The sequence below is a fragment of the Pedobacter panaciterrae genome (genome assembly GCF_013204795.1).
GTDB classification, from domain to species: domain Bacteria; phylum Bacteroidota; class Bacteroidia; order Sphingobacteriales; family Sphingobacteriaceae; genus Pedobacter; species Pedobacter panaciterrae.
In genome coordinates this window covers 734,270-760,607 of sequence record NZ_JABMKW010000020.1, presented here as the reverse complement: position 1 = coordinate 760,607, position 26,338 = coordinate 734,270, and the positions used below count along the sequence as shown (strand labels likewise).

Annotated in this window: 26 protein-coding genes; 16 read left to right on the top strand and 10 right to left on the bottom strand. The window is 37.7% G+C overall.

What is annotated here, in order from left to right; genetic code table 11:
* The first annotated feature begins 103 nt into the window (after positions 1-103).
* Genes HQN86_RS22130 through HQN86_RS22120 form a run of 3 tightly spaced genes read left to right on the top strand, consistent with a single transcriptional unit; the run spans position 104 to position 5,892 of the window.
* Complete coding sequence (locus tag HQN86_RS22130; RefSeq protein ID WP_172663047.1) at positions 104-1,228, top strand: efflux RND transporter periplasmic adaptor subunit; 1,125 nt, start codon at positions 104-106, stop codon at positions 1,226-1,228.
* 24 nt (positions 1,229-1,252) lie between these two features.
* Positions 1,253-4,450: an efflux RND transporter permease subunit gene (locus HQN86_RS22125; protein WP_172663046.1), complete on the top strand. Its 3,198-nt coding sequence runs from the start codon at positions 1,253-1,255 to the stop codon at positions 4,448-4,450.
* 32 nt (positions 4,451-4,482) lie between these two features.
* On the top strand, positions 4,483-5,892 hold the full coding sequence (locus tag HQN86_RS22120; protein WP_172663045.1) for a TolC family protein: 1,410 nt from the start codon (positions 4,483-4,485) through the stop codon (positions 5,890-5,892).
* A 127-nt stretch (positions 5,893-6,019) separates the two neighbouring features.
* On the opposite strand, the gene HQN86_RS22115 is transcribed toward HQN86_RS22120, so the two are convergent.
* On the bottom strand, positions 6,020-6,820 hold the full coding sequence (locus HQN86_RS22115) for a murein L,D-transpeptidase catalytic domain family protein (protein ID WP_172663044.1): 801 nt from the start codon (positions 6,818-6,820) through the stop codon (positions 6,020-6,022).
* Between the two features lie 213 nt (positions 6,821-7,033).
* On the opposite strand from HQN86_RS22115, the gene HQN86_RS22110 reads away from it, so the two are divergent.
* The 3 genes from HQN86_RS22110 (at position 7,034) to HQN86_RS22100 (ending at position 8,619) form a co-directional block, all read left to right on the top strand.
* Positions 7,034-7,624 (top strand): GNAT family N-acetyltransferase, encoded by a 591-nt coding sequence (locus HQN86_RS22110; protein WP_172663043.1) that lies wholly within the window; start codon positions 7,034-7,036, stop codon positions 7,622-7,624.
* Positions 7,621-7,956, top strand: coding sequence for a cupin domain-containing protein (locus tag HQN86_RS22105; RefSeq protein WP_172663042.1), 336 nt, complete (start codon positions 7,621-7,623; stop codon positions 7,954-7,956). The genes HQN86_RS22110 and HQN86_RS22105 overlap by 4 nt, the downstream gene beginning before the upstream one ends.
* 93 nt (positions 7,957-8,049) lie before the next feature.
* Positions 8,050-8,619, top strand: a complete 570-nt coding sequence (locus HQN86_RS22100) for a porin family protein (RefSeq protein ID WP_172663041.1) — start codon at positions 8,050-8,052, stop codon at positions 8,617-8,619.
* Positions 8,620-8,668: 49 nt separating this feature from the next.
* Here the strand turns inward: HQN86_RS22100 and HQN86_RS22095 are convergent, their stop codons facing one another.
* Positions 8,669-9,637: a phosphatidylinositol-specific phospholipase C gene (locus HQN86_RS22095; RefSeq protein ID WP_172663040.1), complete on the bottom strand. Its 969-nt coding sequence runs from the start codon at positions 9,635-9,637 to the stop codon at positions 8,669-8,671.
* Positions 9,638-9,775: 138 nt separating this feature from the next.
* On the opposite strand from HQN86_RS22095, the gene HQN86_RS22090 reads away from it, so the two are divergent.
* Positions 9,776-11,137, top strand: a complete 1,362-nt coding sequence (locus tag HQN86_RS22090; RefSeq protein ID WP_172663039.1) for a M16 family metallopeptidase — start codon at positions 9,776-9,778, stop codon at positions 11,135-11,137.
* Positions 11,138-11,150: 13 nt separating this feature from the next.
* A complete protein-coding gene (locus HQN86_RS22085; RefSeq protein WP_172663038.1) occupies positions 11,151-12,434 on the top strand; it encodes a M16 family metallopeptidase in 1,284 nt (427 codons plus the stop codon).
* Here HQN86_RS22085 and HQN86_RS22080 read toward each other — a convergent pair.
* Complete coding sequence (locus tag HQN86_RS22080; protein ID WP_172663037.1) at positions 12,428-13,051, bottom strand: phosphatase PAP2-related protein; 624 nt, start codon at positions 13,049-13,051, stop codon at positions 12,428-12,430. The two genes, HQN86_RS22085 and HQN86_RS22080, sit on opposite strands and share 7 nt — an antisense overlap.
* A gap of 193 nt (positions 13,052-13,244) precedes the next feature.
* On the opposite strand from HQN86_RS22080, the gene HQN86_RS22075 reads away from it, so the two are divergent.
* From HQN86_RS22075 to HQN86_RS22055, 5 genes are all read left to right on the top strand, one after another.
* A complete protein-coding gene (locus HQN86_RS22075; protein ID WP_172663036.1) occupies positions 13,245-13,739 on the top strand; it encodes a DinB family protein in 495 nt (164 codons plus the stop codon).
* A 66-nt stretch (positions 13,740-13,805) separates the two neighbouring features.
* Positions 13,806-14,189, top strand: a complete 384-nt coding sequence (locus HQN86_RS22070; RefSeq protein ID WP_172663035.1) for a DoxX family membrane protein — start codon at positions 13,806-13,808, stop codon at positions 14,187-14,189.
* A gap of 24 nt (positions 14,190-14,213) precedes the next feature.
* Entirely contained in the window at positions 14,214-14,636 is a 423-nt protein-coding gene (locus HQN86_RS22065; RefSeq protein WP_172663034.1) for a VOC family protein, read from the top strand.
* Positions 14,623-15,426: a helix-turn-helix domain-containing protein gene (locus HQN86_RS22060; protein WP_172663033.1), complete on the top strand. Its 804-nt coding sequence runs from the start codon at positions 14,623-14,625 to the stop codon at positions 15,424-15,426. The genes HQN86_RS22065 and HQN86_RS22060 overlap by 14 nt, the downstream gene beginning before the upstream one ends.
* A 288-nt stretch (positions 15,427-15,714) precedes the next feature.
* Complete coding sequence (locus HQN86_RS22055; RefSeq protein WP_172663032.1) at positions 15,715-16,770, top strand: patatin-like phospholipase family protein; 1,056 nt, start codon at positions 15,715-15,717, stop codon at positions 16,768-16,770.
* Positions 16,771-17,076: 306 nt separating this feature from the next.
* Here HQN86_RS22055 and HQN86_RS22050 read toward each other — a convergent pair whose 3' ends face one another.
* The 4 genes from HQN86_RS22050 to dinB all read right to left on the bottom strand — a co-directional run bounded on the left by HQN86_RS22050 (position 17,077) and on the right by dinB (position 20,223).
* The gene (locus tag HQN86_RS22050; protein ID WP_172663031.1) at positions 17,077-17,295 is read right to left on the bottom strand and encodes a hypothetical protein; all 219 of its coding nucleotides are present in this window, start codon (positions 17,293-17,295) and stop codon (positions 17,077-17,079) included.
* A gap of 196 nt (positions 17,296-17,491) precedes the next feature.
* On the bottom strand, positions 17,492-17,803 hold the full coding sequence (locus HQN86_RS22045) for a hypothetical protein (protein ID WP_048905294.1): 312 nt from the start codon (positions 17,801-17,803) through the stop codon (positions 17,492-17,494).
* 684 nt (positions 17,804-18,487) lie between these two features.
* Entirely contained in the window at positions 18,488-19,066 is a 579-nt protein-coding gene (locus HQN86_RS22040; RefSeq protein ID WP_172663030.1) for a hypothetical protein, read from the bottom strand.
* Between the two features lie 101 nt (positions 19,067-19,167).
* Positions 19,168-20,223 carry a DNA polymerase IV gene (gene dinB / locus HQN86_RS22035; protein ID WP_216854532.1) on the bottom strand — a complete coding sequence of 352 codons (1,056 nt, stop codon included), beginning with the start codon at positions 20,221-20,223 and terminating at the stop codon, positions 19,168-19,170.
* Between the two features lie 119 nt (positions 20,224-20,342).
* On the opposite strand from dinB, the gene HQN86_RS22030 reads away from it, so the two are divergent.
* From HQN86_RS22030 to HQN86_RS22020, 3 genes are all read left to right on the top strand, one after another.
* A complete protein-coding gene (locus HQN86_RS22030; RefSeq protein ID WP_172663029.1) occupies positions 20,343-20,585 on the top strand; it encodes a hypothetical protein in 243 nt (80 codons plus the stop codon).
* Positions 20,586-20,633: 48 nt separating this feature from the next.
* Entirely contained in the window at positions 20,634-21,620 is a 987-nt protein-coding gene (locus HQN86_RS22025) for a Gfo/Idh/MocA family protein (protein ID WP_172663028.1), read from the top strand.
* 62 nt (positions 21,621-21,682) lie between these two features.
* Complete coding sequence (locus HQN86_RS22020) at positions 21,683-22,534, top strand: HD domain-containing protein (protein WP_172663027.1); 852 nt, start codon at positions 21,683-21,685, stop codon at positions 22,532-22,534.
* Between the two features lie 40 nt (positions 22,535-22,574).
* Here the strand turns inward: HQN86_RS22020 and HQN86_RS27010 are convergent, their stop codons facing one another.
* The 3 genes from HQN86_RS27010 to HQN86_RS22010 form a co-directional block, all read right to left on the bottom strand.
* Entirely contained in the window at positions 22,575-22,706 is a 132-nt protein-coding gene (locus tag HQN86_RS27010; RefSeq protein ID WP_262889309.1) for a hypothetical protein, read from the bottom strand.
* Positions 22,707-22,822: 116 nt separating this feature from the next.
* Complete coding sequence (locus tag HQN86_RS22015) at positions 22,823-23,236, bottom strand: hypothetical protein (protein ID WP_172663026.1); 414 nt, start codon at positions 23,234-23,236, stop codon at positions 22,823-22,825.
* A 19-nt stretch (positions 23,237-23,255) separates the two neighbouring features.
* Positions 23,256-26,318 carry a collagen-like domain-containing protein gene (locus HQN86_RS22010; RefSeq protein ID WP_216854486.1) on the bottom strand — a complete coding sequence of 1,021 codons (3,063 nt, stop codon included), beginning with the start codon at positions 26,316-26,318 and terminating at the stop codon, positions 23,256-23,258.
* Positions 26,319-26,338 lie beyond the last annotated feature (20 nt).

Genomic DNA, 26,338 nt, shown 5'->3' with positions numbered 1-26,338 from the left:
AACGGCTTACAACCGTTATACGCCAAACCTTTTAATCTATCATGTTATGAAATACTACCTCCCTAATTCACAATTATTTAACACTGTTAAACAATCTTACGTTATGAAATCAATACTTATATTTTCCGCTATGTTTTTATTGGCCTGTTCCAATAAAGCCCCGCAGGCAGTAGCACCTGCACCGCCTGCTTTACCTGTTGCCAGTGTTGTTTCTGGCACAGAAACAACTTACCAAGAGTACCCTGCATCTATCGAAGGATCTGTTAATGTTGAAGTTAGACCACAAGTTAGTGGCACCTTAGAAAAAGTATATGTTGACGAAGGTGCTTTTGTAAAAGCTGGTCAGCCTATCTTTAAAATAAATGAACAGCCGTACAGAGCCTCGCTAAACAATGCCCTTGCAGCTCAGCATTCAGCTGAAGCAAGTTTAATAAATGCCCAGTTAGAAGTTGAGCGTTTAACGCCGTTAGTACAAAACAAAGTAATCTCTGATTTTCAATTGAAATCTGCTAAAGCTACTGCACTTGTTGCTAAAGCGAACATTGAGCAAGCAAAAGCAAATGTTTCTACCGCTTCTATAAACTTGGGATATACCTTAATTAAGGCACCTGTTAGCGGTTATATTGGCAGATTAGTTAAAAAACAAGGAAGTCTTGTTGGTCCTACAGATGTAGATGCCTTAACTCAATTGTCGGATGTGCATGATGTTCATGTTTATTTCGCCCTTGGCGAAAAAGACTTTGTAAACTTCAAAGATCAATACCCTGGTCAAACCTTAAATGATAAGCTTAAGCAACTTCCTGCAGTAGCATTAATTTTAGCTGATGATAGCGAATACGGCACAAAAGGACGAGTTGACGTGATTGACGGTCAGTTTGATAAAAACACCGGAGCAATTACTGTTAGAGCAAAGTTTGCTAACCCTCAGGGCTTATTGAGGTCGGGAAATACAGGTAGAATTCGCCTGAGCCTGCAACATACTAATACCCTTGTAGTTCCTCAATCGGCAACTATAGAGGTGCAGGATAAAATCTTTGTATTTGCACTTGCTGATAGCAATAAGGTTAAAAAACAAGCCATCAGCGTAATCGGTAAAACAGGTACTAATTATCTGGTAAAAGACGGTGTTAAAGCCGGCGATCAGATTGTGTTAAGCGGACTTGACCGCTTACAAGAAGGTGCAGTGATTGCACCACAAAAAGCAACCGATAAAGTTGCTAAAAACTAATTACCCAATTAAACATTAACTGTCATGTTCAAAATTTTTATACAAAGGCCCGTATTAGCTACAGTAATCTCCATATTATTGGTGATACTGGGTGTGCTAAGCCTTACCAAATTGCCGTTACAGCAGTTTCCAGACATTGCGCCACCATCAGTACTGGTAACTGCTAACTACCCCGGCGCCAATGCCGAAACCGTATTGCGTTCGGTTGCACCATCGCTAGAAGAGTCTATCAACGGTGTTGAAAATATGAGCTACATGAGCTCAACAGCTAGTAATGATGGTACATTGGCTATCACTGTTTACTTTAAGCTTGGAACGGATCCGGATCAGGCTGCTGTAAACGTACAAAATCGTGTGGCACAGGCAACAAGTCAGCTGCCAACTGAGGTTGTACAGCAAGGTATCATTACTGCCAAACAACAAAATAGCTTTATCATGGCTATTGGTATGTATACCGAAGATGAATCTAAATACGATCAGACATTTGTAGCCAACTATGCACAAATCAATATTATTCCTGAGATCAAAAGGATTCCGGGTGTTGGTTCGGCAAGTATATTTGGCGGAGTAAAGGATTACTCTATGCGTATCTGGCTTAATCCTACTCAAATGGCTACTTACCATATTACTCCTAATGAGGTAATGGCTGCAATACAAGATAAAAGTTTGGAAGCAGCACCAGGTCGTTTTGGTGAAAGAAGTAATGAGGTTTTTGAGTATGTTATTAAATATAAAGGCAAGCTTACAAAACCTGAGGAATATGAAAACATTGCTATCCGCGCAAATGAAGATGGTTCTACACTTCGCTTAAAAGATGTAGGAAGAGTAGAGTTTGGTGCATATTCATACAACAGTTTAACCCGCTTAAACGGTAAAAAAGGAGTTGTTCTGGGTATTATCCAATTAGCAGGTTCAAATGCTAATGAGATCCAGATTCAGATAAACAAATTAATGGAAAAAGCTGCTAAAGATTTTCCAAAAGGTGTTAAACACAATATTTTTTACAGTACAAAAGTTGCACTGGATCAATCAATTGAACAGGTACAGCATACACTTATTGAAGCGTTCATTTTGGTGTTTATCGTTGTGTTTATCTTCCTTCAGGACTTTAGATCAACGTTGATTCCTGCTATTGCGGTTCCAGTAGCTATTTTGGGAACCTTCTTCTTTATGCAGCTGTTTGGGTTCTCCATTAACTTATTAACGCTGTTCGCTCTTGTACTGGCTATTGGTATTGTGGTGGATGATGCCATTGTGGTCGTCGAGGCTGTCCATGCCAAGATGGAGCATAAGCGCATCGGTGCTAAACAGGCCACAGCCGAAGCGATGCACGAAATTAGTGGTGCCATTATATCAATTACATTGGTGATGTCGGCTGTGTTTTTACCTGTAGGTTTCCTTGAAGGTTCAACAGGGGTATTTTACAGACAATTTGCCTTTACAATGGCTACCGCGATTATTATATCAGCTATCAACGCCTTAACATTGAGTCCGGCATTGGCTGCATTGTTCTTGAAAGATAATCATGCAGATCATCCTGATGAGCCCAAAAAAGGATTTAAAGAAAAATTCTTTGCCGGGTTTAACAGAAGCTTTAATGCTATGACAGACAGGTATGTAGGCGGTTTGAAATTCCTGATCAAAAATAAAGCAGTTAGTATTATTGGTTTGGCCATTATTATTTTGGCTACCGTATGGATGGTACAAAGAACACCTACCGGGTTCATTCCAACAGAGGATCAGGGGTTTGTGGCTATTGCCGTAAATACGCCTTCTGGGACTTCGTTAGATGGTACTTCTAAAGTAATGAAACAGGCTGAGGCTGAATTGGGTGCTTTAGATGCATCAAGATTTGTTACCTCTATTACAGGTTTTAACTTGCTTACTTCATCAACAAGTCCATCTTCGGCAGTTGTGTTTGTGTTGTTAAAACCAACTAAAGAGAGAGGCAAGGTGCAAGATATTAATGAAATTATGAACGTGATAAGAGGTAAATTAGGTGCCATAAGTGGCGGTAGTTTCTTCGTATTTAGTTTCCCTACAGTTCCTGGTTTTAGTAACGTGGAGGCATTGGATCTTGTACTACAAGATAAAACAGGTGGTAAGCTTGATAAATTCAGTGGTATAGCCAACGGTTTTATTGGTGAATTAATGAAACGTAAAGAAATTGCCGTTGCATTTACCACTTTTAAAGCAGATTATCCTCAATTACAACTCGAAGTAAACGACGAGAAAGCAAATCAGCTGGGTGTGAATGTTCGTGATATTTTGCAAACTATGCAAGCTTATTTTGGTAGTGCCCAGGCGTCAGATTTTAACCGCTTTGGTAAGTATTACCGTGTGTTGGTTCAGGCTGACATTGCTGATAGGGCAGACCCGACTGCTATAGACAGAGTTTTTGTTAAAAATAAAACAGGAGAGATGGTGCCAATAAAAACGTTGGTTAAATTAACCCGTGTTTATGGCTCAGAAACTGCATCACGTTATAACTTGTTTAACTCTATTCAGGTGAACGCCATCCCTAAACCAGGATTTAGTTCTGGTGATGCGATCAATGCAATACAAGAGGTAGCTAAAGAACAATTACCTGCCGGATATGGATTTGAGTTCTCTGGACAAACCAGAGAAGAGATTTCATCAAACGGGCAATCGACAGTTGTATTTATACTTTGTTTAGTGTTCGTATATTTCTTGTTGGCAGCGCAGTATGAAAGCTATATTTTACCATTAGCAGTAATACTGTCTATTCCTACCGGAGTATTGGGTGTGTTTGTTGTAATAGGTTTAACCGGTATAGAAAATAACATCTATGTACAGGTAGCGCTGATCATGCTCATTGGTTTGCTCGCCAAGAATGCCATTTTGATTGTGGAGTTTGCGGTACAGCGAAGAAAGGCAGGTCTTACTTTGGTAAGTGCGGCAATAGAGGCAGCAAAACTAAGGTTACGTCCTATTCTAATGACTTCGTTAGCTTTCGTTGTAGGTTTGTTCCCAATGAGTATTGCAACAGGGCCATCGGCACAAGGTAACCACTCTATAAGTATTGGTGCTGCAGGAGGGATGCTTTCAGGAGTTATTCTTGGATTGTTCCTTATTCCGGTTCTATTTGTGATTTTCCAGCATCTGCAGGAAAAGGTATCAAGTAAACCAGCTGTGCTTACTGACGCTCAGGATGCAAATGGTGTTAAGGTAAAACCAGAATCAGAAATCATCTATTCGTAAGGTAAATAACAAATTTTAAAAAATAGATACTAATGAAAAAGTATATAAATACACTGGCCCCACTCTTAGTTTTAGTAGTGCTGGCCGGATGTAAAGTTTCTAAAGATGTAGCCATACCGAAAGCTGCAATTCCTGAGAATTTTAGGAATGCCAGTAGTAGCGATACCACTAGTATTGGCAATGTGTCTGTAAAGAATTTCTTTACAGAAGAGGGAGTACAACGATTGATAGACACTGCATTATTAAGGAATTACGATATGCAGATCGCTTTGAAAAATATTGAATCGGCAGAGGTGCTGTTTAAACAATCAAAGCTTGGCAATATCCCGGAATTAACGTTACAGGTTACTGCTAATGCTAATCGTCCATCTAATAATAGTTTGAATGGATTAAGCGCCGGTCAGTTTTTGAAAACCAAGGTTATTCAAGATTATAATGCAAACGTGGGTTTGGCATGGGAAGCCGATATCTGGGGTAAAATAAAAGGCCAGAAACAAGCTGCCCTTGCAACATATCTTCAAACATCAGAAGCAAGGAAAGCTATCCAAACTAGGGTAGTGGCTAACGTTGCTCAAGGTTATTACAGGTTACTAATGATGGATGCTCAGATGGCTGTGGCTAAAAAGAATCTTTTGTTAAACGATAGTACATTGCGCATTATACATATGCAGTTTGATGCCGGACAGGTAACTTCTTTGGCTATACAACAAGCAGAAGCTCAGCAACTGGTAGCTGCACAATTGATTCCGGAACTGGAACAAAATATCACCATTCAGGAAAATGCATTGCGCATTTTGACTGGTCAGTTGCCTGGTGCTGTTGAGCGTTTGGCAAGTTTAGAAAAGACAAATATTCCTTCGCAACTCTCATCAGGTGTACCTTCTTCAATGGTTAGCAGAAGACCTGACGTAAAAAGTGCCGAATTGTCTTTAAACATTGCTAATGCAAAGGTTGGGATTGCTAAAGCAAGCATGTATCCATCTTTAAGCATCACTGCAAGTGGAGGTTTGAACTCGTTTAAAGCTAGTAACTGGTTTAATATTCCTGCATCATTATTTGGTGTAGTTGGAGGTGGACTTACTCAACCTATATTTCAACGCAGACAATTGAAAAGCCAGTACGAACTTGCTAAAATAGATCGCGAAAAAGTAGTGCTTGAGTTTAGACAATCTGTACTTAATGCTGTAGGTGAAGTGTCTGATGAATTGGTTAAACTAGAAAAACTAAAACTTCAGTATGATATTTCTTCTAAAAGAGTAACTACTTTACAAGAGGCAGTAAAAAATGCGAATCTATTGTTTAGAAATGGAATGGCTACCTATTTAGAGGTAATTACTGCTCAAAGTAACTCGTTGCAAAGTGAACTTGAATTGGCAGCGATAAAAACTGCGCAATTGAATGCTTCGGTTGAGCTGTATCGTTCGCTTGGTGGAGGAATATAAGACTATCGTAATTATATAACACCCGTCATCTCGACGACAGGAGAGGTCTCTTGAACTAGCAGGAACAAGAGGTCTCTCGGTACTCGGGATGACGGGTGTTTTAATTTAAAGCTATGATGTTATTCCCTTAAATAGTCAACGTAGAATCCTGATAGCTGGTTGAATCTTTCTGATTAAAATTATTGGCAAAGGCAGCAGCCATATGCTCATCCAGATATATTGACGTATATCTCTGATCGGTAACATTTATAAATAATACGGTTTTTCCTTCAATAGTATTGATCACCAAATCCGACAGCTCGCTAGGTACTGCAGGGCAACCCTGACTGCGTCCAAGCCTTCCTAAAGCATTGATAGTTCCCTGACTAACATAATCTGCTCCATGTACTACAATAGATCTTCTGCGGGCATTGGAGTTGAAACCTTCATCCATACCATCCAGGCGTAGTGAACGACCATGTTGTCCACGATAGATCTCTGCAGTAAGGTAAAAGCCTATACTACTTTGAAAAGAATCATTAGAGTTTGAAAAGCGGGTGGCTTTATCAGCTCCACTACGTTGCCCGTGAGCTACCCAGGTATTCAAAATTAGTTTCTTTTTATTAAGGTCAATGATCCAAAGTCTTTTTTCAGTACTGTTTTTATCAAAATCAGCTATTGAAAGGATAGACTTATCCTCCGAAACTTGTCCGGATTTTTTTAGATTATAGAAACCAGTAAGTGCTTTTTCAAACACAGAACGACTTAAACCTGTGTATTCGAGGTTTATTTCATTATAAATAGTGTTTACGTGATTGTCGTATAAACTGTCTTCAGTTATTTTTTCAACAATTACCGGCGTTGATGGTTCCCTATGTGTCCCATTAAAAATTGATAAAGAAAGGCTGAGCGTTAACATCGATACTCCCCCCAAAATGCATTTCGTCATAAACTTTAACTCTCGTGTTATTATTAAATAATGCGCTAATTTGTTAGTGTTTTTTCAAATACAGTCCTTTAGATATTTCAAACATACTAAAAATATATTTGGTTTAACGTATTGAAAATGATTCTATTACCCTTGTGTGACTTAATAATTCAACCAAAATCAATCCTCAAATTCATACATTTGCCAATATTTAGCCCGTATAAAAAGCATAAAATGATCGACTTTGATTTTACTGCAAACCATGTTTTAGAAGATGAAATCGCGCTCCTTAGACCTTTAAAGGAAGGTGATATAGAATGTTTACTCCAATTTGCTCATCAGCCTGATATATGGAGCTTTGCTACACAAAAAGGGGATACTGAAGAAGATCTAAAAAAATATCTGCTATTGGCTATTGAGGGAAGAAAAGCTAAAAAGGAATACCCATTTGTTATTATTGACAAAAGAACAAATGCTTACGCCGGATCATCGAGATTTTATGATATAAAGCTTAATCAGCATAATCTGAATCTGGGCTATACCTGGTACGGGCAACAATTTCATGGGACAGGGTTAAACAAACACTGTAAGTATTTGCTGTTTGATTTTGCTTTTAATAATGGCTTTGAACGGGTAGAATTTGCTGCAGATACAACTAACGTAAGAAGCGTGGCTGCTATGAAGAGTGTTGGGTGTACTGAGGAAGGTATTTTAAGAAGTAGTGTTATCCGTTTAGACGGAAGCAGAAGAGACACGATTGTTTTAAGCATGTTAAAAAAAGAATGGGAACACACATTAAGACAAAAACTTGAAGATAAATTATGATACAAAGCAACCTATTTCAGATAGAAAACGAAACCCCATGGGAGGATTTGGGTAATGGAATTAAAAGACAGGTTTTTGGATATGATGACCGGATTATGCTTGTAAAAGCGAAATTTGAAGTGGGTGCTGTAGGCGATCTGCATGAGCATCATCATACTCAGGTAACTTATGTAGATAGCGGCGCTTTTGAGATGACCATTGGTGAGGAAGTGCGTATCATAAGAAAAGGAGATGGTTATTACGTGCCACCACATGTAATTCATGGTTGTGTTTGTTTGGAGGCAGGAATGCTAATTGATGCGTTTACACCTCATCGGGAAGATTTTCTTTAAAAATATTTTTTGAGGCGCGTGGGGGTAAACGTTACTTCTGTTGTCATACTTTCAAATCACAAATAATTAAAAAATTATTCTAACACAGAAAGTATGAAAACAAACAAGTTCTATTTAATGATTGCAATAATCATGGTAAGCATTGGTTCGGTAAAAGCGCAGCAATCAGGAGTTAATTTTGGGTTGAAAGCAGGTATCAATTATGCAACGCTTCCAACGAGTTTCAAAGAAGTAAAAGAAAAGGAAGGTAAAGCCGGTTATAATATTGGTGTTTTTGCTAGGGTTGGAGATGCTTTGTATTTTCAACCTGAGGTAAATTACACTGCATTTAAAAGTGAGTATACTTACAATTCTAAAGTTTACAGTCCTAAATTTAAACAGGTTAATATTCCTTTGATGGTTGGTTATAAGCTTATCAATACGGAAGCATTGAATTTTAGAATTTCTGCTGGACCGGATTTAAGCTATTCTTTAAACAAAGCTGCAGGGCCAACCGAGTTTGATTATAAGAAGTTTACTGCCGGCGGTGTAGTAAATGCCGGTGTTGATATAGGTAGCTTGACTATTGATGCCAGATATAGCAGAGGGTTGACAAAGATTAATAAAGGTCTTGATGAAAAAACCGGGATATTTAACCTTTCAGTAGGATTTAAGATATTTTAAAAAGGTAGGGTCGTCATTCTGAAATAAATTCAGGATGACGACTCTTCCATTAAAAATTAGTATTAACTATTAACTGACTTCGGGTTGCATCAACAAAATCCATTGGAATAATGCCATACTTTCCATGCGTATTATTTGTAAAGAAGGTATTGATTTTAGGATTTACCGAGTTAGATACGGTAGTTATGCTCGGGATACCAAATATAAGTGCTTTATAACCGCTGCTATAATTCAGATACAACCTATTCGAAGTATCATTATGTGCCTCATTTAAAAGCGTTTCAATGTTCGACCATTTGGTATTTACATCGCTTACATTATAATAATCTTGTATTTTAAGGTTCGCTGCTGAATTGTTAATACTAAAAGTGGTGTTGTCTGCCCAGTTGGTAGCATCGATACCCTTTGTGGTACCAGCTCCAAATCTTCTTAGTAGCTTTATTTTACCACGAACAGCTCCTAAAGTAGGAACACCATCGCCCAAATCCCATTTCGAAGGATTTTGGTTTACATAAGAATCAAAGGTCTGTTCAAAACTTCTGGTATTATTACTAGGATCATATTCTTCTTTTACACTCATAATAATGGTTTCAGTTGGATTACTATTCAGGAAACCGATACACGCATTCAGCACATCATTAAAGTTTAAGTTTTGATAGATCGAACCGTGATGGATAGCAAACGCATCGCCAATGTGTCTGCATCTGATATCTAGATACCTGACTCCGGCCGTTAACTGATCTGCAATGCTTAGATTCTGACATTTAGCCGTGCCGCCAACTGGTTCAGTTCTTGCTCCGGAATCATGTGTTCCGGGGATAGAGAGCTGGGCTACATTGGTTGCATCTGGCAGGGAACCCATCCAATTGCTCATGGTGTAAGTTAATAAGAGTGAAGGGGCTACCGATGTTTCCTGTGTGGCTTTAGATTGTAATCTTTCTTGTTCCTGCTTTTTGCACGAAGTGAACGCAAGGATTCCCGCAACAATTAGGGGAAATTGAAGTTTAAAATTGTTCATACTTAGGGATTAATTTGGTTAATTGATTAATCACAATATAAGAAAAAATCAGATTGAGAAAAAGGCATAAAATTATTTGTTAAATTAAAAGATTTACACGTATTTGTATAAACAATTAGGTATATCAATTTTAACTATATGCGCTCTAAACTTTTGCTTGCGGTAGTGCTCGTAATGAGCTGTATTTCTGTTTTTTCGCAACAGAAGCTAGCGGAAAATATGTATTTCAGAAAGCTGCCGAACGGGCTTGAAATATTAGTAGTTGTAGACAATACTGTTCCCCTTGCTACGATTGAAATGGCATGCAGAAATGGGTCATTTACAGAGTCTGATGATTACAATGGATTAAGCCACCTTTATGAACACCTCTTCTTTAAAGCGAATAAAGATTATCCAAATTTTGAGAGCTTCAATAAGAGAAGTAATGAATTGGAAATTACTTCAAATGCCAACACAAGAGAAGAGGTTGTAAATTATTATTTTACCCTTCCTTCGGCAAATTTAAAACCTGGTTTAAAATTCATGAATTCTGCCATTCGCTATCCTATATTTATTAAGGAAGATATGGCAATGGAAAATGAAATTGTAAATGCTGAGTTTACCAGGCAAGAGTCGAGTCCGCTTTATCCATTGATTGATGCCGACAAGAAACATATGTGGGGAGAGAATTATTCGAGAAAGAACGTGATTGGAAATCATGATGTGATTTTATCGGCCACGCCATCAAAAATGGATTCTATAAAGAATAAGTATTACTGGCCAAACAATTCTGTATTGGTAATTGCAGGCGATGTAAAGGTAGACGAGGCTTTTAACAGTGCTGAAGACATATTTGGAAGCTGGAAAGCATCGCCTTTTGATCCTTTTAAAAAGTGGCCCATTCCGGAATTCAAACCACTTGCTAAAAATGATTATTATATCATAGAATCAACCAAGATGCCTGTTCCATATATGCTTTTTAGTTGGCATGGACCAGACACACGCAATGATATACCAGGTACTTATGCTGCAGATGTATTTTCATTTATTGTAAACCAAAATGGATCAAAGTTGAAGAAAGCTTTAATCAATTCGGGGCTAGCGCAAGAAGCAAGTGTAAATTATTATACTCAGAAATATACAGGTCCTATTAGCTTTATGGTAAGTCCAAATCCTGCGAAAATTAAAGAATGCTACGAGGAGGTGCTAAAACAGATTGCTTTGTGGGATGAAGAGGATTATCTTTCGGAGGTTCAAATAGAACGTGCAAAACGATTACTTTCTATATCTCAGGTTGAACGTAGGGAAGTAACTTCAGATTATGCTCATTTGCTTTCTTTCTGGTGGGCATCGGCTTCGGTTGATTATTATACTCATTATGAAGAAAACCTGAATAAGATAACTAGGGCAGATTTACTTAATTACGTTAGGAAATACATTAAAGGTAAACCCTTTTGTGCCGGAATGATTATCAATAAAAGCAGTGTTGACGCTGTAAAACCTCAAGAATTCTTCAAATAAAATATTTAAACTGATGAAACCATATATATTAGCCTTCATTTTTATTTTATTCCTTTTTTCGGCTAAATCCCAGACCAAGGCTGTGTCGTTTGATGTGAATGGCTTAAAAGTAATTTTAAGGCCCACTCAAAAAGAAACCATAAGCATGAGCATGTATTTTAGAGGAGGGGTGATGAATTACAAACCTGAGCAGGCAGGAATAGAGAACCTTGCTTTGGCTGCTGCTGCATCTTGTGGTACAAAAAATTATAGTGTTGATGATTACAAGGAATTGGCAGATGAATATGGAATAAATATAGGAGGTTCTTCTGAAACTGATTATGGAACGATTAGTATGGACTGTATTTCAAAGTATTTTGAACAAGGTTGGAGGTTGTTCTCAGATGCTGTAGCGAATCCGATTTTTGATAAAACGGAATTCCAGTCTACCAAAGAAAAAATAATTTCTGGTATTTATCAGCTTCATGCATCTCCTGAATCACGGATTGAACAGATGTCTATGCAGGCCATATTTAATGGTAGTCAATACAGCACTGAGCCAAAGGGTAAAGATTTAACTGTTAATGGATTTACAGCCGATAGTGTTTCTAATTATTACCATAATCAGCTTTTAAATAGAAGCAAAATGTTTTTAGTTGTTGCAGGTAAAATAACGAAAGAAGCACTTGAAAAAAAGATCAGGGAGTCCTTTAAAGGGATTGCTGCTAAACCTTTTATACCAGACGTTCCTATCCAAACAATAATTGAAGGAGAACATTTGGTTATAGAACAGAGAGAGTTGGCTACAAATTATATAAGCTGTGTAATGAATGCTCCGGTGATGAGCAGCCCCGATTATGCTCCTTTTATGCTTGCTATAAATGCTTTAAGCGGAAATTTACATTATGAGCTGCGTGTAAAACAAGGCCTGTCTTACGCACCGGGTGCTACTATTAAAATGCAACAGATGCCGTACACATCTATGTATGTGAGTACAACACAACCAAAAAAATCTTTTCAGGCAATGGTAGCAGTTTATAATAGTATTAGAAGTGGTCGCTACAGTCAATCGTTTCTTGATGGAATTAAAAAAGACCATCGTTTACGGTATTACAGGCATCAGGAAAGCTCAAGCTCTATTGTTGACGATCTTGGAGAAGCTGAGGTGCTGGGAGGATATAAGATGGAAGAAGACATGCTGGATAACATCAATAAAGTAACCCTTGAAGATATAGGTAAAGCATTTGCGAAATATGCAAAAGGTGCAATATGGCTATATCTGGGCGACGAACAATTGGGTAAGCAGGCCTTTCAATAGGTTTTAGCTACGGTTTTCCCAAGATACCAACAGATCCAGCTAAAGAATGGTGCAGCTATAACGTCAGCTGTATAATGTACATGCTGAACAAGCAGAAGTCCCCCAACAATTACCGTAGCAATAAAAGATATGAGCTTATCTCTTTTGCTTTGCATGCACAAACCACCTATAATTAAAGTAGCAGTATGGCCTGAAAAGAAAAGGTCTTTGGTGATTACATTTGATCTGTAAAAAAGAATAGAACATGGGTCTGCCAATTCAATGATGCCGGTAGGAGCGTTAAGCGGTACTAATGTAATAGATAAAATGCGGGCAATGCATAAGAATATGAATGTCCATAATGCTGTTAGGCAAATAGAAGTGTTTCTGGACATCCGTACCAGAAACAGGATAATTATTGCATAAAGTATAATAAATATATACAGTGAAACATCAATGGCTGGTATTTTTTTCAATAACCAATCATTTAATACCGTACCTTCTCTTGATTCTATATGGTGAAAAAACTGTGGAATAAACAATAATATTCCGATAAGTATAATTGTTCCTAGTATAAGTTTGAGCCTAAATGGTGGATATTCCCATGCAATTTGCCAGGAGAATTGTCTAGAATGCATTATTTAATCTAAGTTTTGTTTATTTCTAATCGTAAAAAAGTATGTCTCAATTACCCCCTAATATTGTCGTACACTGCCTCTCTAATAGTTAGATTATAGCAGTAAGTTCGTAGTGTTAAACATACTCAGTAAAAGTCAGAATTTATATTCTGATTACACTAAATTAACATTAAAAAATTAAAATGTAAATATCATGGAAATCAAAACAACTAGTGAAAGAATGTATGCTCTTCTTGTATTATTTGATATGCATACCAGTTTTTATTCGAAAGCCATTTTGGGAATCACCACAAGGGACGCACATAACAGATTGAATACTAAAGCTAATCACGTTTCGTGGCTTGCTGGAAGCCTTGTTGAGCAGCGCTATTATTTGGCAAATATGTTGGGTATTTCAGGTAATCAGACTGCCCATAAATTATTTGAAAATCATCAGGGAATAATTGAAAATGCTACCTACCCACCATTAAGTGAGTTTAATGAAGATTGGGATAAGATAAGTCCACTATTAAGAGATGCATTAATAAAAGTTACTGATGAAAAACTTAACGAGGAGATTGATATGGGATTTGAAAAGATGACTGCTTATGAGCTGATCGCATTCATTATTTATCGTGAAGCAAATTGTATTGGTCAGATCGCATTATGGCGTAGGCTATTAGGCTATGAGGCAATTAAATACGACTAAATAAAATATTATAAATTGAGTAAATTCATATTCCAAAATCAAACTATAAACTAAAAACTAAAAACTATGAAAATTGCAGTTATTATTGTCCGTACTTTAATAGGGTTATTACTTTTATTTGCCTCAGTATCCTATTTTTTTAATCTTGTACCACAACCCGAGCTTAAAGGGGATGTTAAAACATTTATGCTGGGCGTAAATGCAACTGGTTACTTAATGAATCTGATTAAGATAACCGAACTTATTTGTGGAATTGCTTTTATCACGGGGCGTTTTGTAACACTGGCTAATGTTGTTATATTTCCGATTGTTATAAATATTGTCTTGTTTCATGGTTCCCTTGATCCTTCGGGGATTGGAGCTGGTTTATTTTTACTAATTGGCGTTTTATTTCTTGCATGGTATCACCGTAAAAATTACGAAAGCTTATTTGTCGCAAAATCATTTTAACCGACATTGCCTAAATGCTTGGATATGGCAATTCTAAATTCATATTTAAACTTTGATGGAGATGCAGAAGAAGCATTTAACTTCTATAAATCGGTATTTGGAGGTGAATTCCTGGTATTAACAAGATTTAAAGAAATCCCGGAATGTGAGATCATGTCGATAGAGGATCAGGAAAAGATTATGCACATTTCGTTGCCAATTGGCAAAGCAAGTATCCTCATGGCTACAGATATTTTAAGCTCTTTAGGACAATCATTAACTCTTGGTAATAATTCGTATATTTCTATTAGTGCTGAAACTGAAGAAGAGGCGATTAGGTTGTTTAACGGCTTATCCGTTGGTGGGGTAATTACTATGCCACTTGAAAAGTCTTTTTGGGGCTCTTTCTTTGGAATGTTTAATGATAAATATGGTATTCAATGGATGATAAATTATGAGTTTAAATAATCAGTTTTTTATGGCTCATCCGGCACTCCAGCCGTATATTGATGGTTACTTGTATTTAGATATGAACTTTTCTTGTGATACAGGTGCTCCGTTAAATATTTATCCGGTTACCAGTACACAAATGTCTTTCGTGATTGATGAACAACATATATTTCATGAGGTGGGGGTTGATAGGATTTATCAGTATCCGCTTTGTTTTTTGGGCTTACTTGACCATAGCCGAAGCTTCGATGTTTACCCAAAAGAACTCATAATGGTGATTTTTAAACCTTATGGAGCTTTTAAACTATTTGGTATTCCGCAGCGTTATTTCTCAAATGAAGCTACGGATGTACAGCTTCTTTTTCCTGAAATTAAAAGTTTAACTGAACAATTGAGGGAAGTTGCAAAGATGCCAACCGCAGTTGTTGCCAGATTAGAAAGTTGGTTGCTTAAGCGGTTAATTAATACCGAAAAAATTAATGTAAATAGTGTGGCGTATGCTTGCGACCAAATACAGAAAAGTAGAGGGCTTATTCGCATTGCAGAACTTAGCCGGCAAGTAGGAATGTCTGAAACTAATTTGGGTGTGCAGTTTAGAGAAAAAGTAGGATTTAGTGCAAAAGCTTTTAGCAGGATTGTACGGTTCAATAACATCAACAGTTTTATTACAGAGAATAATGCTGTTAACTGGCAGGAATTGGTCTATAAATTCGATTTTTTTGATCAAAATCATTTCATTAAAGAATTTAAGCGTTTTTATGGTTGCACACCGTCTCAGTGGCACGCTGGTCTTTCGCAGGATCTTTAATTTTAAAGAGCAAAAGCCGGAAAAGTATCCGGCTTTTGATTTTTTTCATAGGAGGTGATTTTGTAATTGACGTTGAGAGACGTGATTGATATTTTTATATTAATTACATTTTAAATCTTATGTGCCGGTAACAAAGTACTAAAGAGGCCGGCACGATTAGCAGATTTGTTTAACCAAATAGCTATTACAAACATAGGCATGTGATATTTTTTTTACAACTGTGTAAATACACAGGTGAATTTTGCAATAAAATATAAGTAAGTATATTTACGGTAACCCACATGTATTATGAAGAAAATCCTTTCTATAGATGGTGGCGGGATAAGAGGAATTATTCCAGGGATGCTTTTAGTAGCACTCGAGGAAAAATTAAAAAAAGAAAGTAAAAATCCAGATGCCGCTATTGTTGATTATTTTGACTTTTTTGCAGGAACGAGTACCGGAGGTATTTTAACCTGTCTGTTGCTTTGCCCATCGGATGAGCATCCAACCCGACCAAGATTTTCTGCTAAAGAAGCATTGGATCTATATCTGGAGCATGGTAATGAGATATTTAAAATGAGCTTCTTTAAGCGCTTAAGAGCAAAATTTGGTTTAGCGGGAGAACGCTATAACAGCCAAATCTTTGAGGGGGTTTTGAAGAAGTATTTTGATAAAATAAAACTTAGCCAGCTTATTAAGCCTTGTATAATAAGTGCTTATAATATAGAACTGCGCAAAACACATTTTTTTAGACAGCAGAACGCCATAGTGCGTGGCGATGTAAGGGATTTTTATTTAAAGGATGTTTGTAGGGCAACTTCGGCAGCACCAACGTATTTTAGTGTGGCTGAAATACACTCTTTAGCTAATGTAAGATATCCTTTACTTGATGGAGGGGTGTTTGCTACAAATCCGGCGTTAAGTGGCTTAATAGAAGTTACAAAGGCATTTAATCAAACCAGAATCAATGACATTTATTTACTCTCTTTAGGAACAGGGCGCTCTAAAAGATCATATGACTATGATCATTTTAAAAAGAGTAGCGCAATGGCTATTGTACCCGCTTTAATAGATATTATGATGAGTGGGGTAGCCGAAACAAGCGACTTTTTTTTGCAACAGCTTTTTCATTCAGTAGGGAAAGAAAAGAACTATGTAAGGATAGAACCGGGTAGTTTGGAAAGTATTAAAGAAGGGTTAGATGCTGCGAGTCCGGCAAATATTGAAAAATTAGTGGCTCTTGGAGATAAAACTGTAAGCGAAAATGAGAATTTTTTAAACCAGATTGCTAAATTCCTTGTAGAGGAACAAAAAAAATCTACTTCTAAAATGCCCTGGGATTTTATAAAAGTTGCACGCTAGCCCTTAAATGAAAGGCTATTTAGGGAGTGGTTATTTTACAGGCCTGATAAAAACAGAATACAAATAAAATAAATGCCAAAAATTTTAATACACTAATGGTATAACGTGTTAAAGATGATTTTTTTGTTTTTTTGAGATACATGGTGTTAAATTTTATTTATCACTTTTTAATTCAACTCAAAATTAACTGAGAAATGACCTGATATCAACTGTGAAAATACGCAGTTGTTCAATTTCAAAATATAAAAACGCACTTGTTTGTTAATCAAGTGCGTTTTTGTTATTCAAAGTCAATTTTCTGATCCCTTATTTTGAATGCTCTTGTTTTCTTTTTTTAATCTTGTACTGTTCCAATGAATTTTCTTTTTTTTGGGGGGCAGTTAAGTCTTTGTTCTCGAGTTCTTCAATATACCTATCTATAGGAATATCTCTTAAGTGTCCCGGTTTTGCATGAATAGCTGTACCGGTCAAATTAGAACCAATTTCCTTAGGGACCTGTTCCTCATTTCCATTTTGATTATTCATAGCCGTTGGATTTGATGTACAATAGAAACATTTGAAAAAGTGATGTTGTTTTAGAAAAGAGCATCACTTTTTCAAAATGATAAATATAAAAGGGTAGATGTAGGGGAGGTAATGTAGAACCAAACTTTACCACAAAGCCAGATTGCTCTGGCTTTGTGGATGTTAATTAAACTTTAGGGATTTTTGGTTCTTTATATTATTGGATAATTTTTCCGTCTTTGTCAATTTTCAAAGAACCAGTTTCTGTTTCTTTTTTAACATCAACTTGGTAATATGTAGATTTGTCTGGATTAGTTACAAGAAATGCAGCCGTTGGCGTCCATGCTTTAACCGGTTCAGACTGTAATGTTTTTTGAACTGGCTCAGGAAGGTCTTTTAATTCAACCGGAGCTTTTGTAACGCTATCTTGTTGAACAGCAACTCTAACTGGGTTTTTAATGTCGCTTGCTTTTACTGTAGTTAATCCTGCTAATGCTAAAAATGCTGCTGATAAGATGATCTTTTTCATAATACTTATTTTAAAATTTCAGTTAAAAATTCTTGTTAGTTATGTTTAGACTAGGCTACATAATGGTGCCTAAATCATTTGTTTTTGGCATGTAATTGATTTACAGTTGATTGTGTGTTTTATTGGGTTTTGAAGTTGTAGAGAAACTCCACAGTTTGGTGAGTTCAGAAACAAAAAAGGGTTCTCGCTGGAACATGGTAGGTGGTCTGTTGCCGAACAGTCTGCGCTTTTTTGCGTTAAGAAATTTTATATCTCTAATGCCACTTATCAGGTTCCATATAACCTGATAAGTGGAATTCCCTGATTATGTAATAACATTGGAGCGCAGAGGCAATGTAAACTACATGATCATAGCAAATGCAGCTTAGTTTATTTTTAAACGGTATGGCTATTCTATAATTCAGGTTTTTTATCCACTTCACTAACACTCAGACCTCACCTCAGTTAAACTCCTGTTTAACAGGGACACAGACCTGTAGCAGAGGAGTGAGACACCTGTGAAACACCTGTTGTTAATATACCTGAATCGAACTGTACCTAAGCCGAGACCAAGGAAAAAGCGGGTTTTTAGTGAATTATTACCGCAAAGATTAGTTGCCGTAAATAACAATAAGAGGATAACGTAAAAAAAAGGAGGGCGATCATTGTGATACACCTTCCTTTTTTAAAGATTAAAAGTAATGATTACTGCATATCTCTTTGTACTTTACGTGCAGTGCCTTTTCCTGGCAGATAAATCTGGAACCCTACTGCAAGACCCAGATTGTGTGCATAAGCACTGCTTCCGAAGCCAACAACACCATTGTATTTAAGTAATGCTTCTAAGCCAATACTAGGTGTTACAAAATAAGTCCAACCGGGACCAAAGCTAAATCCTAAACCATTTGTTGAACCACCAACTGAAGGATTTACGCCTGAAACACCAACAGTAGCTTCACCAAAGAACCTGGAGTTGTTAACCACTTCATTAGCTCCGGTAGCACCGTAATAGCGTCCAAGAGCGCCAATGCCATAGCTAATATCAGTACCTGCATTTTTAGCTGTTGCAAGACCGAAAGAAACGTCGCCACCAAGTGCTAAACCATCCTGAACAAACCACGCGGCTTTTGGATTTATTTTTAAACTAAATACATTTGGTTTGTCCAATCCGAAAGAAATGTTTGATAGATTGGCACCAATCATTACGTTGCCCTTCTGTATCTGAGCAGTTGCTCCAAATAACACAGTGACACATAAAACAAGAGTTAAAGTTAATTTTTTCATAGCTCGATTTTTTAATTATATAATAAGTTAACAAATCTTGAAGTTTTTTGTTTACGAAATGTATAATTAGGGCTTAAGAGGTTGATAGGTAGTTAAGTTAGCTAGTCGAATAGCTGAAGTTGATATGGATCACCGGAGCGGGGGGGAATCTGGATTTCATTGAAATTAGAAAGTGATATACCAAGTAATCTTACCTTTTTATCTACTAAATCAATATTTTCAAGAAGAAGCTTGGCTGTATCTATTATGATTTGATAATCGGAAACAGGATTAGGAAAGGACTGATTCCTGGTGATCTGTTTAAAATCACTATATTTTAGTTTAAGTGTAATGGTTCTTCCCTTAAGCTGATTCTTGTTTAAACGAAATGCAAGTTTATCTGCTAGTTTACTTAATTCAGTGTGCATTTCTTCAATCGTGATTAAATCGTGCTCAAAGGTATCTTCTACAGCCAGCGATTTTGTTTGCCTTTCTGGCTGAACGGCGCGGTGGTCAATACCCCTTACAATTGCATAATAGAATTTACCCACCTTACCAAAGTATTTAATCAGGTCCTGTTCAGTGAGCCGTTTAAGATCTGCCCCTGTATGCAACTGCATACTTTTCATTTTTTTTGCGGTGACTTTACCAACGCCAAAAAAACGCTCAACAGGAAGCCTTTCCATAAAGCTTTCGATTTTTGAAGGGCCAATGAACGTTAATCCATCTGGTTTATTCATATCAGACGCAATTTTTGCAACAAATTTACCAGATGATACTCCCGCAGAAGCAGTTAAGTTAAGCTCGTCTTTGATGGCCTGTTTAATTTGTTTAGCTATCTCTAATGCTGAACCTATATTTAACTTATCCTGGGTTACATCAAGATAGGCCTCGTCTAAAGATAATGGTTCGATAAGATCAGTATATCGACTAAAAATCTCTCGGATATGTGTAGATACAGCTTTATAAGCATCAAATCTTGGTCGTACAAATATGATCTCAGGACAAAGCTGAAGTGCTTGTCGTGAAGGCATAGCTGATTTAACGCCAAATTTGCGTGCCTCGTAACTTGCTGTAGCCACAACTCCGCGTCCATCAGGTGAGCCGCCAACAGCAATGGGTTTCCCTTTGAATTCGGGAAAATCCCGCTGTTCAACTGATGCATAAAATGCATCCATATCAATATGGATTATTTTTCTGATCACAGTTTAAATTTAGGCATTCCTTTACAAAAGTATTTTAATAAGGAAACAATAACGTTGTTTATATGTTTTTAAGCAAAACAAAGACATTAATTATGCAAAAAGACTTAAATCCATATGAATTTACTCTCGAAATTAAGGGCGATCCAAGTGCTATAAGAGTGGAAATACCAAAAGAAGGGGATTATATTGTATATGTTAATGGAGAAAGGACCGGGCACATCTATTGCATTAAGGGAAGTAATTCGGTACAGTGGAAAACAACAGATCACATTAGTCAGGAGCTTGTGGATGAAATAGGGAAGCACATTGAAATTTTGGAAAGCAAAATAGGATAATTCTTATATTGCCGCAGAAACCAACTGTTATACTGAGGCAAGTAAGCTATGAAAGAAATTAAATGGGGTATTATAGGTTGCGGAGACGTGACTGAAGTAAAAAGTGGTCCTGCTTTTAATAAAGTTCCTAATTCATCTCTTGTTGCAGTAATGCGAAGAGATGTAGCCAAAGCCCGGGATTATGCATCCAGGCACAATGTGCCTGCATGGTACGATAATGCAGAAAAATTAATTAATGACCCCGAGGTAAATGCTGTTTATATAGCAACCCCACCTTTACAGCATGAGGAGTACACGTTGCTCTCTTTGGCTGCAGGAAAGCCCGTTTATGTAGAAAAACCGATGACGTTAAATACAGAATCGGCTTTGAGAATGAAAAATGCTGCAATTAATTTTAATGTTAAATTATGTGTAGCACATTACCGTAGAGAACAACCTATATTTTTAAAAGTAAAGCAATTATTGTCGGATAAAGTGATTGGCGATATCAGGTTTGTTCAATTGCAAATGCTTCAATCTCCGGCACATAATTTAATTGCCAGTACTGATACTAACTGGCGGCTTGACCCATCTATTTCTGGAGGTGGTCTTTTCCATGATCTTGCACCTCATCAGTTAGATTTGATGATTTATTACTTTGGGAAAGTAAGTAGCTCATCGGGCATTTCAGTAAACCAATCAAAAGAATATTCCGCAGACGATCTTGTTACCGGACAAATTTTATTTGAAAATGGCGTGGTCTTTAATGGGACCTGGTGTTTTACAGTATCAGAAGCTGACAAGAAAGATATTTGCGAAATAACAGGCTCAACTGGGAAAATAAGTTTTCCCGTATTTGGAAATAAGATTACTCTTAAAAAGGATGGTTACGAAGAAGAATTTATTTTTGAAGCATTGCAGCATGTTCAACAACCAATGATTGAGCGTGTAACAGCCTATTTTTTGGGCAAAGGGGATAATCCATGTTCAGCAGAACAGGCAATATTATCTATGGAGCTAATGGATAGCTTTACAAAAACGGGAAGACTAAAATAATTATCATTTAATTTTATTAAAACTAAAATTATTAGTATTATTGTGCATTAATAAAATATATTATGGTACTAATAAATGATATCTTTTTTGACAAAGTTGAGGTTCCAGGAATATTTGACGATTTAATTAATTCCTCCTGGGTTAAAAGACTTGGCCGGATTCATCAAAGCGGAGCAATCTTTTTAGTTAATCCAAATATTTGTCATACAAGGCTTGAACATTCTATAGGAGTAATGCTGTTGATAAGGCATCTGGGTGGTTCTGAGCTTGAACAAGTTGCCGGGTTGCTACATGATATTTCTCATACAGCATTTTCACATGTTGGCGATTACGTGTTTGATAACACTGAAGAAAACTATCATGAACAGGTTTTTGAAGAGGTGCTACATTCATCAGATATCCCTGAAATTTTATCATGGCATGGATACCATATAGACGATATTATTAAGGGTACTTTTAATATTCTGGAACAAGCAGCACCAAGACTTTGCGCAGATCGGTTGGATTATACTTTAAGAGATTCTTATCACGCCGGACTGGTATCACGAAAGGAAGTTAAAGATTTTATTAAACATCTTGGTGTTGAAGATGGAATAATTGTTATTGAGAATGCTGAAAAAGCGGAGTGGATTAATAATTTATACAAGAAGCTAATTGATGATGTATTTAATTTACCATTACATATTTACGCAAACAGGAAACTTACTGAGCTAATTAAAGTTGGATTACAACGCAACGAACTTGTGCGTAGTGATCTTTTAAAAGATGATACTTATCTGCTTAATAAGATCAGAAGTACTGCCTCAGGATATGAAGGAGTTAAAGCAATTAAACAACAAAGAGGCTTTGACGTGTTTGTTAAAAAGGGGATGGGTTTAAAGATGAAGAACCGTCAGCTAAATGCTTTAATTTAATTCCTTGCCAACCTTAATCCCCTATATGTTTTAATGAGCATTAGTGCCCTGAATGATGTGTGTCTTTCTTTTTGCGAAAAGTTAAATAGAATGCTGTAACCACAATAATTACTGCTAAAGTAACCAATACAATTGTTATTTGAAGACCCTCTGGTGACTGATGTTGTTCCATGATATTAAATTTTGGATGAAGTTAAAAATAAAATAATAGTTCAGCGAAAAAAATATAAAAACCCGGCCGCAAAATCTGCTAACCGGGTATAACTAACCATTAATTTATAATATGAATTATTCTTTCTTTTTTTCTTCGCCCTGAGTAGGAAGTTTAAATGTTTCAACCTTTTTATCTTTGTCATTCGGTTTTTGAACTTCAGCATCACTGGGTAACTTAGCGGAACCAGAAATTGATTTAGCTGTTTTAGCAGTTACATTAGTAGGGGTAGAGATAGATCGGCTACTCTGACTATAATTTTGGAATATCAACGACCTAAAATTCTCTTTTGTATACTGTTTCGGTTTATCGTCGTTCACCTTATTGTTTTGTGGATTTGCAGTCCCATATTTGAGACCTGCAACATTACCTTTCTTTAGCTGCTCTTTTATACTTTCGCCCGATTTAAATTCCTGCGCGTTTACAGTTAAGTAACCAGACGCTACTAAGGCAATAACTGTTATGCAGCTTATTTTATATAACGTTTTCATGTTTTCGTCTTTAATATGATTATTTTATGCTTACCAGAACTTTGATTTTATTTATTCCTTGATTATCGTAACCTTCAAGTGCTTTTCCTAATACCTGGCCAATTTTAACTTTATCCGGATCAGCTTTCATTGCAACACCAGGGATAGAAGAGGTAACCAAAAGGTCACCTCTTGAAATCGCACCTCCCTCTAAACATACTTTTGTGGGTAATACACCTATTACACCCATTGGAATCTGACCTTTTAAATCGCTGTCTATATGTTCTTCTGTTAATAGTACTCCTGGCTTTGTGGCATACACACCTGCTACCAGACTTGAGTAAGGTGTAGCGGATTTTTCCACTGCCCTGTCTTTAGTGGTAGAAATGATCAGGATGTCGCCTGGTTCATAACTGGAGGTCAGACCTATAGTTTCAAATGATTCTGCAATATCAGCCCCGCCTGTTTGTGTACCACCATTAAAAAAACCTCTTCCTGCAGCATTAATACGTGCCACATTTACTGTTCCTGGATTACCACTTTTAAATACGGCTATACTTCCATTACTATGCTGTTCAACTGTTAGCACGGGATTAATATTTCCATCATTAAAATTAACAAGTCGTGCAGCTCTTCCGTTGCTGAAATTAGGAGTCCATGCAAACAGCGCATTTCCGCTACCATCGGCAGTGGTTTCAACTCCATCACCAGAATTGGATGCATTAGCTGTAACACCATTGCCATTTCCATCGGCAATAGCAATAAGTGCTGGTCCATTACCTGCAGGATTAGATGCGTGGAATAAACCTGCAAAACCGCCTGTTCCAGAAGAAATGCCATATATCCCGGCAGTGCCAAAGTTAGAAAATATAGAATTTACTTCGCCTTTAACTGCAGGTGAGGTGCCGGTTGTACGATCTACTTTAAAGTTACCCGCAATACCGTTTCCGGCAGTAGTAACTGTAATAACATCACTTGTATTGTCTTCATTAAAGATGTTGAACCTGCCTGCTCTACCAGTTGCAAACGTAGGAACCCAGGCATAAAGCGCATTACCAGTACCGTTAACACTTGTTTCTACGCCGTTGCCTAGTTTTTCTGCATTGGCAGTTATAGCATTGCCATTTCCATCGGCTAATGAAACTAAAGCCGGACCATTTCCAGCGGGGTTTGAGGCATGAAATAAGCCTGCAAAGCCGCCTGTTCCCGAGGAAATTCCAAATAACCCTGCAGCTCCGAAGTTTCCGAAAATTGTTTTCACTTCACCTCTTACAGCTGCCGATACACTATTTGTATTATTTACCAGAAAAGATGATGCATTACCTTGTGTATTGTCAGGGATATTTCCGTTACTGTTGGTTTCAACTTCTAGGGTATTCCCTGCAGTATTTGTTTGATTAACATTTTCAAATCTTCCACCCCGACCAGTACTGTTGTTTAGTCCAACTTGTCCAAAAACACCAATGCCATTACCTGATGTATTTGTTGCTATGAAACCTCTAACACCATAGCCACCTCCATCATTCCGCCCTACCACTGCGCCAGCTATATCGCTGGTTGTGCGGCCTACCACAGCTTCGCCAGCACCGTTATTATCCCCAAATATACCTGCGGATATTTGTTCCGATGTAACGCCGTGTACAGCAAAGCCTGATCCTGTGCTACTAAAAACGCCTTTTCCAGATCCTGAACTGGATACATTAATTGCAGTTCCATTACCTAATGTTGAGACATTTAATGCGTTGTTAATATTTGCGTTGTTAAATATTGCAATATTTGCGGGAATACCATTATTACTGGTGGCAGTGAGGCCTGTTCCTGTATTGCTATTAGCATATACACCTGTTCCATTACCGGATGCATTCCCATATACACCAAGGCCGCTAGGTGTTACCCCGTATACACCCCAACCGCTACCAGCTTGCGATCCCCATACGCCGATACCCAAACCGCCAGTGCCATTATTAATACCCCGTATAGCACTTGAAAAACCTCCGGGAGAAGTATTGGAGACAATGCCTCTTATTGAGGCTATACTAGAAGTTGTAGTAGCATTTGAACCTTCTATTGAAGTTCCATCTCCGTTATTATTAATAGAAAATAGGGTGCCCGGATTATTTTCATTTGCATTAAATGGCAATACAAAGCCTCCGCCACCTATAGCACTTGGAGCCCAAGATACACCGTTGAATCTTAATACATCATTTAACACCGGTGCAATCGGATCAATAGGTTTGGTTTGCAATTTTGCTACAACCGGACCTGGATAGGTTCCCGATAAATCGCCACTAGCAGCTACACCATTTATGTCGCCTGCCACTCCCTGAGGACCTTGTGGCCCAACAGGGCCAATTGGGCCTACTGCACCGGGATTACCCATAGCGCCTGCCGGTCCCGGATCCCCTTGATCTCCCTTGTCGCCTTTTAGGCCTTGGGCCCCAGCTGGGCCTACTGCACCGGCGTCTCCTTTGTCTCCCTTCATGCCTTGAGGTCCAATTGGCCCAGCAGGGCCAACAGCACCTGCTGGGCCGGGATCTCCCTGATCTCCTTTAATGCCCTGTGGGCCCGCAATACCTGCAGCTCCTGCTGGCCCAATTGGACCTGAGGGGCCCGTATCTCCTTTGTCACCTTTTGAACCGGCTATGCCCTGAACACCCTGAGTGCCCTGAGGACCGGCCGGCCCGGCGGGGCCAGGGTTCCCTGAAGCTGCGTATAGAGCATAGGGAACACTCATTAACTGAGTACTGCCTAATGCATTGTATGAGCCACCACCAACGGCGAGTTCAACCTTAGCGAACTGGTTGGCATTTTGCCATGGTATAGCAGTAAAGGCACCTGTACCAGGTGTTCCTTTACCTATTTGTAAAGTAAATAACCCTAATTGATTCGTATTCGCAGAATGTTCTTCCATATACTGAACCGGGCCATTCGCAGAACCTCCAAGGATGGAAATTTTGACCTTTACTGCCTGATTTGACAGGACGGTACCATTGGTATTCCTGGCAACTGCCTGGTAGTTTATCCCTTTAAAACCATCCTGAGCGCTGGCCCATTGTAGTCCTGCAAAAAGAATAAATACTAGAGTAAAAAATGTACTTCTCATAGTTTATGATTTTAAATGCG